Origin of the sequence: Klebsiella sp. EMBS2024 (assembly GCF_036233805.1) — a bacterium.
Lineage (GTDB): Bacteria > Pseudomonadota > Gammaproteobacteria > Enterobacterales > Enterobacteriaceae > Klebsiella > Klebsiella pneumoniae.
The window spans coordinates 1,602,923-1,617,392 of sequence record NZ_JAZARW010000001.1 but is presented as its reverse complement, the minus strand read 5'-3'; the positions used below and the strand labels follow the sequence as shown (position 1 = coordinate 1,617,392).

Sequence of the window (14,470 nt, the reverse complement as noted above, 5' to 3'; positions counted from 1 at the left end):
CCCGCGCCTGCCCGGGTCAGCCCGGGCCGTCGCTGGCCGCAGCCAGCAGCGGCACGATGATATCGCTGAGCGGCGTCGGAATGCCGTGCTGACGCCCGCGACGCTGCACCACGCCGTTACGAATATCCCACTCCAGCGGTCGGCCATTGAGGCGATCGATCATAATCGAGGTGCTTAAGTCGGCAGGCGCCCGATGAAAGCCGGCGATAATCTCCTCCGGCACGTTGTCGCTCAGGGCGGCCCCTTCCGCCCGCGCCACCTGCAGGCATTCGCGCAGATAAGCCAGTCCGAGGGCAGTGATGTCCTCCCGGGCGAACATCCCGGCGCGTCGTCCGGTCAGCACCATCAGGCCGGCAACCGCGTTCTGCAACAGTTTGCGCCAGGCTACGGTGGTAAAATCAGCCGCCAGGTCCACCGCGCAGCGGGTTCCCGCCAGCGCCTGCTGCACCCGCTCTGCCCCCGGCAGATCCGGCAGCGTCAGGCGCGGCGTGGCGCGCAGCCAGACAGAGGCATCGGCATCGCGCTGCGCCGGGAACCAGACCACCGACGGCAGCACCGTCGCGCCGCCGGTCAAGGGGGCAAACTGCTGGCGCTGCTCAACGCCGTTTTGCAGCACGCACACCACGGTGTCAGGGGAACACAGGGCCGTCAGCCAGGGGGCGATGGCCTCCGTCTGGGTGGTTTTCACCGCGACAAAGACCAGGTCGAAGGGGGCGGCTATCGCCATCGGGTCGGTGTACACCGGGCCGGGCACCACGATCTCACCCTCGTCAGTGCGCAGCACCAGCGCCGAATGGGCGGTACGCCCGCAGACCATCGGCGCCCTCCCCCTCTCAAACAGGGCGGCGGCAATCGTGGTGCCGATGGCGCCGGGACCAATTAGCGCAACCTTAGGAAATGCTGTCATGCCGAAGACCTCCTAATGATTCACCGNNNAGATTAGGCAAAGATTGCCCTCCACAGTAGCGAGAAAGACCGGAAGTCGGCAAGGGGCGCGTCGGGAAAAGCCTTTCGCCTTCCCCGACGGAGGGCTAGTAGCGCACGCAGACGGATTTGGTTTCGCACCAGCCGTCGAGCCAGTCAGGGCCGAAATCGCGGCCGGTACCAGACTGCTTCATGCCGCCGAAAGGCAGGTTGGCGTCAATCAGGGTATGGCTGTTGACCCATACCGTTCCCGCCTGCAGACGGTCGGTGTAGTTCAGGGCCTGGGTCAGATCGCGGGTCCAGACGCTGGCGGTCAGACCAAAATCGCTGTCGTTGGCCAGGCGCAGCGCCTCCTCGCCATCGGCCACTCGCACCAGGTTCACCACCGGGCCAAAAACCTCCTCACGGCTGAGACGCAGTCCGGCGTCGGGGTTTACCACCAGCGTTGGCGGAATATAGTACCCTCCCGCATCTGGTCCGGCGCTGCCGCTGATAAGCTCTGCCTTCTGCTGGCGAGCCTCTTCGAGGTAGGCCGCCACCTTGTCGCAGTGGGCCCGGGAGACCACCGGGTTGATCTGCGCCGTCTCCTGCATCCCCGGCCCCACCTGCAGCGATTTCACCGCCTGCTCGAAGCCGCTGACCAGGGTGTCAAACAGCGGCGCTTCGATGTAGATCCGCGAGCTGGCGGCGCAGACCTGCCCCTGATTGAGGAAGCTTCCGGTCATCAGCCCCTCAATAACCCACTGGGGGTCGGCGTCTTTGAGCACAATCGCCGGATTCTTGCCACCCAGCTCCAGCGTCACGCGGGTCAGGCGGTCGGCAGCCACGCGGGCAATCTGTTTCCCGGTCGCCGTCGAGCCGGTAAAGCTAACCTTCGCCACCTGCGGATGGGCGGTCAGCGCCGCGCCGCAGCCGGCGCCGCTGCCGGTGACCACGTTGAACACCCCGTCAGGAATGCCCGCCTGGGTCGCCAGCTCCGCCACCCGCAGCAGGGTCAGCGGGGTGGTTTCCGAGGGTTTGATGACGATCGAACAGCCCGCCGCCAGGGCCGGCATGACCTTCCACATGCCGATCATCAGCGGGAAATTCCACGGGACGATGCCCGCCACCACCCCGACCGGCTCTTTTTTGGTCCACGCCTGGTAACGCGCCCCTTGCGGGAACGGGATCGAAACGTCCAGCGTCCGGCCGCTGATCTTGGTGGTCAGCCCCGCGGTGTAGCGCATCCAGTTCAGGGTGCAGCCGACCTCAAAGGCGCGGGAGATGGCAATGGATTTCCCCTGCTCGAGGGTTTCCAGTTGCGCCAGCTCTTCGCCGTGCTGCTCCACCAGATCGGCAAAACGCAGCAGGATGCGTTCACGGTCAGCCGGGGTGCGCCCGGCCCAGCGGCGATCGACAAAAGCGCGCCAGGCGGACATCACCGCCCGGTCGACATCCGCCGGGCTGGCGTCGGCGGTGGTGGCAATCGCCTGCCCGGTGGCCGGATCCCAGACGGTTAACCGGTTTTCGCTCTGCGCGGCGCAGGGGGCGCCGTCGATATACAGGCCATGCTGACGGTCTAAAAACTGCTGGACGCTGGCAAGCAGCGCTATCTGTGAGGTGGACATACCCTTTCCTTATTCATCGCGGATAGTGCTTTCAGTCTATGTCTGGTTGGCGGTTGGCGCTTTTTTCTCTGTGACATTCGTTTGCGCCGCTGTGACAGTCGCCGCAATTCCGTCGTCTGCCCTCGCAGAAATGTGCCGCGGGTAATAGTTCTTTCATATACCCGCCATCGCGCCCTTGCCTGAGGCGACACAAATGCAACAATGCAGAAACATTGTTATTACAGGAGAAGGGCGAATGATGACCACGGCAGAGGGAGGGCTGGCATATCAGCGCTGGCTGGCGACGATCAATCAGGTCTGCGGCCATTTCGCCGCCCGGCCGTTGGAGGAGAGTTTCCACGGCGAGATTGACGCCCGCTACGCCGGCAGCCTCAAGGTCAGTACCGTCACCGCCGCCGGCGTCAATCTCTACCGCACGCGCAATGAGATAAAACGCGATAACGACGCCTGGTTCTATACCGTGTTTCAGCTCGCCGGCGAAGCCATCATCGAACAGGACGATCGCCAGGTGACGCTGGCGGCAGGCGATATCACGTTAATCGACGCCGCCCGCCCATGCTCCATCGTCTGGCAGCAGACCTCGCGTCAGGCCTCGCTGCTGCTGCCGCGCCAGCGGGTGGCGCCCACAGGGGACATCACTACCGCCTGCCGGCTGGACAAATCTCTGCCAATGGTCCAGCTCAGCCAGCGACTGCTGCTGGAAAGCATGGGCGGCACGACGCTCTCCGCCAGCGAGAGCGAAGCCGCGCTGGAGGCGATCGCCTGCCTGTTGCGCCCGGTGCTGCATCAGCGCGATCCTGCCCCTTCCCGGCGGGAAAAGCAGTTTCAGAAGATTATTGCGTTAATCGATGCGTCCATTCAGTCGGAGCATCTGCGTCCGGAGTGGCTGGCCAGCGAGACGGGCATGTCGGTACGCAGCCTGTACCGGCTGTTTGCCGATCAGGGGCTGGTGGTGGCGCAGTATATTAAGAACCGGCGGTTGGATCTGTGTGCCCAGGCGTTACAGAATGTTCATGACGATGAAAAGCTGGCGGGGATCGGCTACCGCTGGGGCTTCAGCGACCACAGCCATTTCTCCACCGCCTTTAAGCAGCGCTTTGGCGTCACCCCGGGGGAATACCGCAAGCGCTGTCGCTAATTATTTGCGCAGCCACTGGCCGTTCAATCCCTGGACGTACTCCCCGGGCTGCGCGCGGGCCACCAGCTTCTGCCCGGCCATTTTCGCCACTTCATCCACCGGCAGATTGTTGTCATCCGCCAGCTGCTGGTAGCTTTCGCTGCGCGCGGCGTTAATCTGCTTTACCAGCGCCAGCGTTTCTTTATCCTGACGCAGCGGCGCGAGATAGCCGTTCAGCGTCTCCCCCACTCGTCCCTGCTGGCGCGCTTCGCTCAGGGTCAACGCCAGCGCGGGCGCGCTGAGTAAAGCCAGCGTCAGCGCCGCGGTTAACAGTCGTTTTCTCATCGTCGCCTCAGAACAAATCGCTGCGGGATTTGAGCAGGTTTTCCACATCCTTATCGACCTTGATATGGATCTCATGCTCAATTTTGACATTCATATTGATGGTGATGGGCTCTTTCGACGCCGCGATTTCGATGCGCGGCGTACAGCCGGCGAGCAGCATCGACGCCGCCATGGCCAGTAACAGCTTCTTCATTTAGGTTCCTTACATGTCTTACCGTCCGTACAGCGCCGTACGGGCAGCGTAGCATTCTGCTCGAGCCACGCCTGCAAATTGTCGCCGAAGCGCAAACTGCGCCACAGGTCGAAAATATTCTCTTCATGAGCGTAGTTTAAATGCACGGTACTGCTTTTCCCTTCCACCCGGCTGGTGCCGTTGATGCTGGCCTTAAGCGTCAACACGCCCAGATTATCGAGGTTAATCTGCGTCCACGAGCGGGAGATTTCCATATAGCGCAGCCAATTAATCGCCGCCCCGGCGGAGACATTATCCGCCACCAGCGCATCGGCGGTGTCTTTATCCAGCCGCAGGGTCATCGGTCCGTCATTGCGCAGCCAGCCGTCGTGGATGATCCATTGATTATTCTCCAGCCACAGCGGCAGCGCGCCGCTCACCGCGCCGGACATGGCGAACTGTTTCACCTTGACGGCGCTGGTCAGTTCGCTGCTGGAGATATGCTGCAGGCGGATCAACGCCGGGTCGCGCTGCGGCATACGCAGCTGCAGCAGCGTCAGTTTCCCGCCTAACAGATCGACGCTGACGTCGCTGAGCTGCAGCGGATTGGCCTCGCTCCACGGCCAGGTGCCCTGCAGGTCCGCCGTCAGATTACGCGCGGTGACCTGGTTGACGATTTCGCCAATGCGCAGGGAGACCGGGCGGCGGATGCCCAGCTGCCAGTGACCGTCGCTGAAGCGGAACGGCAGGACGAAATCGACGCCGTTGATCTGGTTATCCGGCATCCAGGCGCTGCCGCCCTTCAGGACGCCATGGCCGCCCGCCTCAAATCCCTGCCCGGCTGCCGCCGAGAAGGCCACCTGCGCGTAGAGACTGCCTTCACGCAGGTTCATCTTCCAGTCCGGCGGCACCAGCGGCTGGAACACCGTTAGCGACTGTTTTGGCCACCACGCCTGGCCGCGCAGCCGTTCGCCATCCCAGCGCCCGGACAGACGCACCGGACCGATAGCCTCGGCATGCAGGGCGCCGGTGAACTGGAACCACGTCGGGTCCCGACCGTCGAGGGCGAATTTCAGCGTTGAGGCCGGGAGATAGCTGCCGCCGGAGAAGGTGGTTTTGGCGGCGTCCAGCGACAGCGCGCCGGTCAAGCGCGGATGCTCAGCATCGCGCAGCCAGCGGATCGGCTGCTCGAGGGTCAGACGCGGGGTGCTGACCCGCATTGTGCCGTACTCAAGCTTATCGAAGCCGGTGGAGAGGCTGCTCAGGGTAATAGCATTGTCGCGCCACTCCCCGCTGCCCTTCACATCCCAGCGCGCCTGCATCGGGGTAAAATGTCCCTCGCCCCAGTAGCGCCACTGCCAGCGGCCGCTGTCGGGCAGAAAATCGCTCGCCTGACCGTCCAGATGCAGCGTAAAGTCGCCCATCTGCTGCTCATGGGCGCGAAGGATCGCCTGCAGGCGGCCATCGACGCCCTGCTGAGTGACCTTAACCCCGGCCAGCGGCCAGCGGATTTCGTCAATATTCAGCGCGTCGATCACCCGCCCGCGCGAGCGCAGCAACGCACCGGGGTGAAAAGCCAACTGCGGGCTGATCAGCGGCCCGCTGAGCTGAGCCGGCAGCGCCGCGTATAGTATCATCTCCCCCAGCTTGGCCTCGCCGGTGAGCCGCAGCGGCAGATCGCTGTTATCCATGCTCAGCTTGCCCGGACCAATATTCAGTACCGCATTGCCCTTCCCGGCATGCCCCTCGGTGAGAACATTCAGGCGACCGCTGACGATCATCTGTTCGGTGCCCTGCTGCCAGTTACCCACCGACAGCGCCACCCGCCCGCGCAGCGGATACGCCTCGTAACGGGTGCGCCAGCGGCCGTCGCTGATAGTGATCCGCTCCGGGGTGATCTCCCACGGCAGGTCCAGAATAGGCTCTACCTCACCCCGCGGGGTGACCAGCAGTTGGCCGCGATTGTGCTGCCACTCGAGCTCAGCATCGATCCATTCCGCAGTCTGCGGGAATTCGAAGGTGCCCTGCATCTGACCGTCGACCGGCAGACCATCCGGCACCAGCGGCAGATGGAAGGTCCCCACCAGCTTCACCGGCGGCTGATCGTCAGTCAGCCGGGCGCTGAACTGGCTGACGGTGAGCGCCTGGCCGCGCAGGCGCGCCTGCAGACTCAGTTCCTTCCCGGCAAAGCCGATATCCTGCTGCGCAGGCGTTAATGACATTACCAGCCGCCCCTGCCATTTCTCCCACGGCGACAGCCGCAGATTGTCAATGGTTAACCAGCTATAGGGCAACATCGATTGCCATTCGGCAAGCGTGCGCGGTGAACCGGGAGAGGGATCGCTGGCCGGCAATTTGCTCAGGCAGGCGCTGTTGATCTCCAGCTGGCCAATATGCAGCCGCCAGCGGCTGGGACGCGAGAGACGGGCATCGGTCACCCGGGCGATTTCACAGTCGCCCACCAGATAACGCAGATCGGGGATCAGCAGGGCCGACCGCGTCAGGCGCGGGCTCTCCTGCAAAGAGATACGCGTGCCCACGGGCAGCCAGATGCCCGCCAGCGTCGGCACCCAGTGGGTTAGCGTCAACAGCAGGGTTAGCGGCAATAACACCAGAACTAACACCAGCGCGATGGCGGCTTTATATTTACCCTTCATGGGCAGTTAATATCCTGATTCAACATAAGTAAAAGCCGAAAGGCGTCCATTGTGACACGTTCGACCAGTGAGTGAAAGTTTACGGCCTGTTAAAGCATAGTTGCCAGCCGGACTCGCGGCGCGACGTTCGGCCATTATCATTTAACTGTTGTTTAAGTCGCCCCTGCCACACTCCAGCCAGACGGGAATAGCTTGCGGGAGAGGCGGTGTCGTTAATTATCTCGCTCATAGAGAGCGCACAGGACCACTATCCATGGGTATTGCTGATTGTTTTTCTGCTTACCTTCACTAAATCCTGCGCATTGGTCTCGCTGGCAATCCCCGGCACCTCCGGCCTGCTGCTGCTGGGAACATTCGCTTCCGCCAGCCTCGGACATTTCCTGTTAATGTGGTCCAGCGCCAGCCTCGGCGCCATCGGCGGATTCTGGCTATCGTGGCGGCTGGGCATTCGCTACCGTCATCGCCTCACCCATCTACGCTGGCTGACCGCCGAGCGTCTGGCCCGCAGCCGCCTCTTCTTTCAGCGCTATGGCCCGTGGGCTATCTTTTTCAGCCGCTTTCTCTCTCCCCTGAGGGCTACGCTGCCCTTCGTTAGCGGCGCCAGCAGTCTGCCGCTGTGGTCGTTTCAGCTGGCTAACGTCAGCTCCGGTCTGCTGTGGCCGCTTCTGCTGCTCGCCCCCGGCGCTTTCAGCCTCAGGTTGTGGTGAAAAAACTTTGTCTTTCAAAGAGATTCCGCAAGTCCGCGATATGCTCTAGAATTAGGATTAGCACCCTCTCATTAAACTATTTTTTAATAATTGTACGATTATTTTAAATATGCTACCGTGACGGTATAATCACTGGAGAAAAGTCTTATGAAAATCGCGGTTTATAGTACGAAGCAGTACGATAAAAAGTACCTGCAGCACGTTAATGATGCATACGGCTTTGAACTGGAATTCTTCGATTTCCTGCTGACAGCGAAGACTGCCAAAACCGCCAACGGTTGCGAAGCGGTATGTATCTTCGTCAATGACGACGGCAGCCGCCCGGTGCTGGAAGAGCTGAAGGCCCACGGGGTGAAATATATCGCCCTGCGCTGCGCCGGGTTTAACAACGTCGACCTTGAGGCGGCAAAGGAGCTTGGCCTGCGCGTCGTGCGCGTTCCAGCTTACTCTCCGGAAGCGGTCGCTGAGCATGCGATCGGTATGATGATGTCGCTCAACCGCCGCATCCACCGCGCTTACCAGCGTACCCGCGATGCCAATTTCTCCCTCGAAGGCCTCACCGGCTTCACCATGTACGGCAAAACCGCCGGGGTGATCGGCACCGGGAAAATTGGCGTAGCGATGTTGCGGATCCTCAAAGGCTTCGGCATGCGCCTGCTGGCGTTCGACCCGTACCCAAGCGCCGCCGCGCTGGAGCTGGGGGTGGAATATGTTGACCTCGCCACGCTGTACAAGGAATCGGACGTGATCTCCCTGCACTGTCCGCTGACCGACGAAAACTACCACCTGCTCAATCGCGAAGCTTTCGATCAGATGAAAGACGGGGTGATGGTGATCAACACCAGCCGCGGCGCCCTGATCGACTCTCAGGCGGCCATCGACGCCCTGAAGCACCAGAAAATTGGCGCGCTGGGGCTGGACGTTTATGAGAACGAACGCGATCTGTTCTTTGAAGACAAATCCAACGACGTGATCCAGGACGATGTCTTCCGCCGCCTCTCCGCCTGCCATAACGTGCTGTTTACCGGCCACCAGGCGTTCCTCACCGCCGAGGCGCTGATCAGCATTTCGGAGACCACTCTNGGTAACCTGNAGCAGGTCGCCAACGGCGAAACCTGTCCGAACGCCATCGTCTAATGCCTTTCCCTTTTGTGCTCCTCTCCCGGGGGGAGCACATTCAGATAATCCCCACAGATCCCCGCTGCGATACCGTTACACTGGCTTGGTTTTATTAGTTATGTGAATGTTTTGGAGTGAAAATGAACAAATTTGCGGCGCTTCTGGCGGCAGGTATGCTGCTGTCCGGCTGTGTCTATAACAGTAAAGTGTCCACCGGTGCGGAACAGCTGCAGCATCATCGTTTCGTGCTGACCAGCGTCAACGGCCAGGCGGTCAACGCCAGCGACCGGCCGCTGGAGCTGAGCTTCGGTGAGAAGATGGCTATTACCGGCAAGATGTATGTATCCGGCAATATGTGCAACGGCTTTAGCGGGGAAGGTAAAGTGTCGGACGGCGAGCTGAAGGTCAAATCGCTGGCGATGACCCGGATGCTGTGCCACGACGCCCAGCTCAATACCCTGGATGCGACGATCGACAAGATGCTGCGCGAGGGTGCGCAGGTCGATCTGACGGAAAACCAGTTGACGCTGGCGACCGCCGACCAGACGCTGGTCTATAAGCTCGCCGACCTGATGCACTAGCCGGCGTTGAGGTGCCGCTGACGCTGCCCCGCGACGGGGCCGCTGTTAGTAGCCGCAGCTGCCGCCCGCCAGCGCCTGCTCGCTGCAGCGTTTGCCGTTCGGCAGCGCGCACATGCCAATCGCCGAACCATCGAGCTGACGAGCCACCGATAACGAGCCGCCTATCATGGCGCAGTTGGCCTGACCGGCGTCGCTCATCGCCGCCCGCATTCCCGGCGTGACGTGCGCCGCCGTGGCCTGCTGAACGGGTTCACTACTGCACGCGGACAGCAACAGCGCCGCACATCCTACTAACATCGCAGCTCGCATTCTCTCTCCCCTCGGAAACGTCTTAAAAAAGCAAACCCCAGAATAATAGGCAGCGTGGCGGGCGGCGTCGAGAGGGGAAGTACGTATTTATGCGCCTCATTAACATTTTCTAGCAAATTTTCGCCTAAAGCTTGATCTGCCTCGGCCATGTCGCCCGGCGCAGGTGGTTCATCTCCCGGCAGGCAGCCATTTTCTCCGCGAACCACGCAAAATATTGATCTGGTCACGGGTACCCGGCGCATTGAGGACACAAATGCAAAAATGGCGGGGTCAGCGGTTTGCTAAACTACCCCTTATATAATTACAGGGCGCGTCGCGGTTTCACGCGTCCATTCTTTTGCGCAATGTAAGGGTGTCTTCATATGATTACGATTGATGGTAATGGCGCGGTCGCTTCCGTCGCGTTTCGCACCAGTGAAGTTATCGCCATCTACCCGATCACGCCCAGTTCAACGATGGCGGAACAGGCTGACGCCTGGGCCGGCAATGGGCTGAAAAACGTCTGGGGCGATGTTCCCCGCGTGGTCGAAATGCAGTCGGAGGCGGGCGCCATTGGCGCCGTACATGGCGCGCTGCAGACCGGCGCCCTCTCCACCTCCTTTACCTCATCGCAGGGCCTGCTGCTGATGATCCCCACCCTGTACAAACTGGCCGGCCAGCTGATGCCGTTTGTGCTGCACGTCGCCGCCCGCACTGTCGCTACCCATGCGTTGTCGATCTTCGGCGACCATTCCGATGTCATGGCCGTCCGCCAGACCGGGTGCGCCATGCTGTGCGCCAGCAGCGTCCAGGAAGCGCAGGATTTCGCGCTGATCTCGCATATCGCCACCCTGCAAAGCCGGGTGCCGTTTATTCATTTCTTTGATGGTTTCCGTACTTCGCACGAAATCAACAAAATCGCCCCGCTGGCGGATGACACCATTCGCGCCCTGCTGCCGCAGGATAAGATCGCTGAGCATCGCCAGCGCGCGCTCAACCCGGAACACCCGGTGATCCGCGGAACCTCGGCCAACCCCGACACTTATTTCCAGTCCCGGGAGGCCACCAATCCGTGGTACGACGCGGTGTATGACCATGTCGAGAAAGCGATGGACGATTTCGCTGCCGCCACCGGCCGTCAGTACAAACCGTTTGAGTTTTACGGCCACCCGCAGGCAGAGCGCGTGATCGTCATTATGGGCTCGGCCATCGGCACCTGCGAAGAGGTGGTCGATGAGTTGCTGAGTCGCGGCGAGAAAGTCGGCGTGCTAAAAGTCCGCCTCTATCGCCCGTTCTCCGCCGCCCACCTGCTGGCGGCGCTGCCGGAAAGCGCCCGCGCGGTTGCCGTACTGGATCGCACCAAAGAACCCGGCGCGCTTGCCGAACCGCTTTACCTCGACGTGATGACCGCCCTGGCGGAAGCCTTTAACCGCGGCGAGCGCGAGACGCTACCGCGCACTATCGGCGGCCGCTACGGTCTCTCCTCCAAGGAGTTTGGTCCGGAATGCGTACTGGCGATATTCAGTGAACTGCAGGCCGCCCAGCCGAAGCCGCGCTTTACCGTCGGGATCTATGATGACGTGACCAACCTGTCGCTGCCGTTGGGCGAAAATACCCTGCCGGCAGAGGCCAAGCTCGAGGCCCTGTTCTACGGCCTCGGCAGCGACGGCAGCGTGTCAGCCACCAAAAACAACATCAAAATCATCGGCAACTCGACCCCATGGTTCTCCCAGGGCTATTTTGTCTATGACTCGAAGAAAGCGGGCGGCCTCACCGTCTCGCATCTGCGGGTCAGCGAAAAACCGATTCGTTCATCGTATCTGATTTCGCAGGCTGATTTCGTCGGCTGCCACCAGCTGCAGTTTATCGATAAATACCAGATGGCCGAGCGGCTGAAGCCCGGCGGCATTTTCCTGCTCAACACGCCGTACAGCGCCGATGAGGTCTGGTCCCGCCTGCCCCAGGAAGTCCAGGCCACCCTGAATCAGAAAAAAGCGCGTTTTTACGTGGTCAACGCGGCAAAGATCGCCCGCGAATGCAGCCTCGGGGCGCGCATTAATACCGTGATGCAGATGGCCTTTTTCCATTTAACCCAGATCCTGCCGGGTGATAGCGCGCTGGCGGAACTGCAGGCAGCCATCGCCAAAAGCTACAGCAGTAAAGGTCAGGAGCTGGTGGAGCGCAACTGGCAGGCGCTGGCCCTGGCCCGTGAATCACTGGCGGAAGTACCGCTCCAGCCGGTGAACGCCAGCAGTCCGAACCGCCCGCCGGTGGTCTCCGACGCCGCGCCGGATTTCGTCAAAACGGTCACCGCCGCGATGCTGGCCGGGCTCGGCGATGCGCTGCCGGTCTCTGCCCTGCCGCCGGACGGCACCTGGCCCATGGGCACCACCCGCTGGGAGAAACGCAACATCGCCGAAGAGATCCCCATCTGGAAGGAAGCGCTGTGTACTCAGTGCAACCACTGCGTCGCCGCCTGCCCGCACTCGGCGATCCGCGCCAAAGTGGTCGCCCCGGAAGAGATGGAGAACGCCCCTGCCAGCCTGCATTCGCTGGATGTGAAATCCCGCGATATGCGCGGGCAGAAATACGTTCTGCAGGTCGCCCCGGAAGACTGCACCGGCTGCAACCTGTGCGTCGAAGTGTGCCCGGCAAAAGACCGCCAGAACCCGGAGATCAAGGCCATCAATATGATGTCCCGCCTGGAGCATGTGGAAGAGGAGAAGGTCAATTACGAGTACTTCCTCAACCTGCCGGAAATCGACCGCAGCAAACTGGAGCGCATTGATATTCGCACCTCGCAGCTGATTAGCCCGCTGTTTGAATACTCCGGCGCCTGCTCGGGCTGTGGCGAAACGCCGTATATCAAACTGCTGACCCAGCTGTACGGCGACCGAATGCTGATTGCCAATGCCACCGGCTGCTCCTCCATTTACGGCGGCAACCTGCCCTCGACACCGTACACTACCGACGCCAACGGCCGCGGCCCGGCGTGGGCCAACTCGCTGTTTGAGGATAACGCCGAATTCGGGCTCGGCTTCCGCTTGACCGTCGACCAGCATCGCCAGCGCGTGATGCGCCTGCTGAGCGAGTTCGCCGATAAACTGCCGGCAGAGCTGAACGCGGCGCTGCACGCCGAGGCGACGCCGGAAGATCGCCGTGAACAGGTGGCGGCCCTGCGTCAGGCGCTGGCCGGCGTGGCGGGTGCTGAAGAGCTGCTGACCGATGCCGACGCACTGGTGGAGAAATCCGTCTGGCTGATCGGCGGCGACGGCTGGGCTTACGATATCGGCTTCGGCGGCCTGGACCATGTACTGAGCCTGACGGAAAACGTCAATATTCTGGTGCTGGACACTCAGTGTTACTCCAACACCGGCGGGCAGGCGTCAAAAGCCACCCCGCTGGGAGCAGTGACTAAGTTTGGCGAGCATGGCAAACGCAAGGCGCGTAAAGATCTGGGCGTCAGCATGATGATGTACGGTCATGTTTATGTGGCGCAAATTTCGCTGGGCGCGCAGCTGAACCAGACGGTAAAAGCGATTCAGGAAGCGGAAGCCTATCCGGGGCCATCGCTGATCATCGCCTATAGCCCTTGCGAAGAGCATGGCTACGATCTGGCGCTCAGCCACGACCAGATGCGTCAGCTGACCGCCACCGGCTTCTGGCCGCTCTACCGCTTCGACCCGCGTCGAGCAGATGAAGGCAAGATCCCGCTGGCGCTAGATTCCCGTCCGCCATCAGACGCGCTGGCCGAGACGCTGCTTAATGAGCAACGTTTCCGCCGCCTGAACGCCCAGCAGCCTGAAGTGGCGGAGCAGCTATGGAAAGACGCCGCCGCCGATCTGCAGAAGCGCTATGACTTCCTCGCCCAGCTGGCTGGCAAAGCGGAGAAATCGCCAAGCGAAGGTTAACCGCCCCGTCACCTTTGTCCATAAAAAAAGCCCGAACACAACGTTCGGGCTTGTCGTTTTACCGATAAACAACATCATTCCGCAGAATGAGACGGCAACAATAAATTATTGGCATGACAATAAAGGCATATAACGCGCAAATAATACGTGATTAGCCCGGGCATGTATAATTTTTATTTTGTATATTATCTATAAATGCATTCAGCATAATTATCACCATTTCATTGGTATNATTTATTTTAGATTTTACTTATATCGTAACAATTGAGTCTTACCGGATCTCAGACCGCTCCTTTAGCATGAGTTCACTTCCCACCCGGAAGTTAAAACATAAAAACAGTTAAAGGAATTTCTTCATGAAAAGAAAAGTACTGGCCCTCGTTATTCCGGCTTTATTAGCCGCCGGTGCCGCGCATGCGGCGGAAATTTATAATAAAGACGGGAATAAATTAGATCTCTATGGCAAGGTAGATGGTCTGCATTATTTCTCCAGCGACTCGAAAAAAGACGGCGATCAAACTTATTTACGTTTTGGCTTTAAAGGCGAAACCCAGATCAACGATATGCTTACCGGCTATGGCCAGTGGGAATATAACGTTCAGGCCAACAACACCGAGACCTCCAGCGATCAGGCGTGGACCCGTCTGGCATTCGCCGGTATCAAAGTGGGCGATTACGGCTCCTTCGACTACGGTCGTAACTACGGCGTGCTGTACGACGTTGAAGGCTGGACCGATATGCTGCCGGAGTTCGGCGGCGACTCCTACACCTATGCGGATAACTTTATGGCAGGCCGCGCCAACGGCGTCGCAACCTACCGCAACAGCGATTTCTTCGGTCTGGTGGAGGGTCTGAACTTCGCCCTGCAGTATCAGGGTAAAAACGAAGGCCAGAACGCGCAGGATATCAACGTCGGCACCAATAACCGCAGCAGCGACAGCGATGTTCGCTTCGACAATGGCGATGGTTTCGGCCTCTCCACTTCCTACGACTTCGGCATGGGTATCAGCGCGGCGGCAGCTTACACCTCGTCTGACCGTAC

Annotated in this window: 11 protein-coding genes and 1 pseudogene; 6 read left to right on the top strand and 6 right to left on the bottom strand. The window is 60.6% G+C overall.

Annotated elements, in window-relative coordinates:
- Positions 1–16: 16 nt before the first annotated feature.
- Both VZP09_RS07270 and VZP09_RS07265 read right to left on the bottom strand, forming a co-directional pair.
- Positions 17–907: an oxidoreductase gene (locus VZP09_RS07270; RefSeq protein ID WP_020316458.1), complete on the bottom strand. Its 891-nt coding sequence runs from the start codon at positions 905–907 to the stop codon at positions 17–19.
- A 124-nt stretch (positions 908–1,031) separates the two neighbouring features.
- The gene (locus VZP09_RS07265; protein ID WP_004140136.1) at positions 1,032–2,531 is read right to left on the bottom strand and encodes an aldehyde dehydrogenase family protein; all 1,500 of its coding nucleotides are present in this window, start codon (positions 2,529–2,531) and stop codon (positions 1,032–1,034) included.
- A 235-nt stretch (positions 2,532–2,766) separates the two neighbouring features.
- On the opposite strand from VZP09_RS07265, the gene feaR reads away from it, so the two are divergent.
- Complete coding sequence (gene feaR, locus VZP09_RS07260; RefSeq protein WP_004140140.1) at positions 2,767–3,669, top strand: transcriptional regulator FeaR; 903 nt, start codon at positions 2,767–2,769, stop codon at positions 3,667–3,669.
- Here feaR and VZP09_RS07255 read toward each other — a convergent pair whose 3' ends face one another.
- The 3 genes from VZP09_RS07255 to VZP09_RS07245 are packed head-to-tail and all read right to left on the bottom strand — an operon-like array spanning position 3,670 to position 6,822.
- A complete protein-coding gene (locus tag VZP09_RS07255) occupies positions 3,670–3,993 on the bottom strand; it encodes a YdbL family protein (RefSeq protein ID WP_002902522.1) in 324 nt (107 codons plus the stop codon).
- Between the two features lie 7 nt (positions 3,994–4,000).
- A complete protein-coding gene (locus tag VZP09_RS07250) occupies positions 4,001–4,186 on the bottom strand; it encodes a YnbE family lipoprotein (protein ID WP_002902519.1) in 186 nt (61 codons plus the stop codon).
- Entirely contained in the window at positions 4,183–6,822 is a 2,640-nt protein-coding gene (locus tag VZP09_RS07245) for a YdbH family protein (protein ID WP_004224451.1), read from the bottom strand. Before VZP09_RS07245 ends, VZP09_RS07250 begins: the two co-directional genes overlap by 4 nt.
- Positions 6,823–7,028: 206 nt before the next feature.
- Between VZP09_RS07245 and VZP09_RS07240 the strand changes: the two genes are divergently transcribed.
- The 3 genes from VZP09_RS07240 (at position 7,029) to hslJ (ending at position 9,229) form a co-directional block, all read left to right on the top strand.
- Positions 7,029–7,529, top strand: coding sequence for a DedA family protein (locus VZP09_RS07240; RefSeq protein ID WP_032412079.1), 501 nt, complete (start codon positions 7,029–7,031; stop codon positions 7,527–7,529).
- A gap of 147 nt (positions 7,530–7,676) precedes the next feature.
- The gene (locus VZP09_RS07235; protein ID WP_328794998.1) at positions 7,677–8,666 is read left to right on the top strand and encodes a 2-hydroxyacid dehydrogenase; all 990 of its coding nucleotides are present in this window, start codon (positions 7,677–7,679) and stop codon (positions 8,664–8,666) included.
- 122 nt (positions 8,667–8,788) lie between these two features.
- Positions 8,789–9,229, top strand: coding sequence for a heat shock protein HslJ (gene hslJ, locus VZP09_RS07230; RefSeq protein WP_002902513.1), 441 nt, complete (start codon positions 8,789–8,791; stop codon positions 9,227–9,229).
- Between the two features lie 45 nt (positions 9,230–9,274).
- On the opposite strand, the gene VZP09_RS07225 is transcribed toward hslJ, so the two are convergent.
- Positions 9,275–9,538, bottom strand: coding sequence for a putative hemolysin (locus VZP09_RS07225; RefSeq protein ID WP_004140155.1), 264 nt, complete (start codon positions 9,536–9,538; stop codon positions 9,275–9,277).
- 362 nt (positions 9,539–9,900) lie between these two features.
- Here VZP09_RS07225 and nifJ point away from each other — a divergent pair, with 362 nt between their 5' ends.
- The gene (gene nifJ / locus VZP09_RS07220) at positions 9,901–13,428 is read left to right on the top strand and encodes a pyruvate:ferredoxin (flavodoxin) oxidoreductase (protein ID WP_117100586.1); all 3,528 of its coding nucleotides are present in this window, start codon (positions 9,901–9,903) and stop codon (positions 13,426–13,428) included.
- Between the two features lie 356 nt (positions 13,429–13,784).
- A pseudogene (gene ompK37 / locus VZP09_RS07215) lies at positions 13,785–14,470 on the top strand (porin OmpK37); the annotation flags it as partial.

Coding starts and splice junctions, on each gene's coding strand:
- VZP09_RS07270 (WP_020316458.1), bottom strand. CDS start 907: ATGACAGCATTTCCTAAGGTTGCGCTAATTGGTCCCGGCGCCATCGGC.
- VZP09_RS07265 (WP_004140136.1), bottom strand. CDS start 2,531: ATGTCCACCTCACAGATAGCGCTGCTTGCCAGCGTCCAGCAGTTTTTA.
- feaR (WP_004140140.1), top strand. CDS start 2,767: ATGATGACCACGGCAGAGGGAGGGCTGGCATATCAGCGCTGGCTGGCG.
- VZP09_RS07255 (WP_002902522.1), bottom strand. CDS start 3,993: ATGAGAAAACGACTGTTAACCGCGGCGCTGACGCTGGCTTTACTCAGC.
- VZP09_RS07250 (WP_002902519.1), bottom strand. CDS start 4,186: ATGAAGAAGCTGTTACTGGCCATGGCGGCGTCGATGCTGCTCGCCGGC.
- VZP09_RS07245 (WP_004224451.1), bottom strand. CDS start 6,822: ATGAAGGGTAAATATAAAGCCGCCATCGCGCTGGTGTTAGTTCTGGTG.
- hslJ (WP_002902513.1), top strand. CDS start 8,789: ATGAACAAATTTGCGGCGCTTCTGGCGGCAGGTATGCTGCTGTCCGGC.
- VZP09_RS07225 (WP_004140155.1), bottom strand. CDS start 9,538: ATGCGAGCTGCGATGTTAGTAGGATGTGCGGCGCTGTTGCTGTCCGCG.
- nifJ (WP_117100586.1), top strand. CDS start 9,901: ATGATTACGATTGATGGTAATGGCGCGGTCGCTTCCGTCGCGTTTCGC.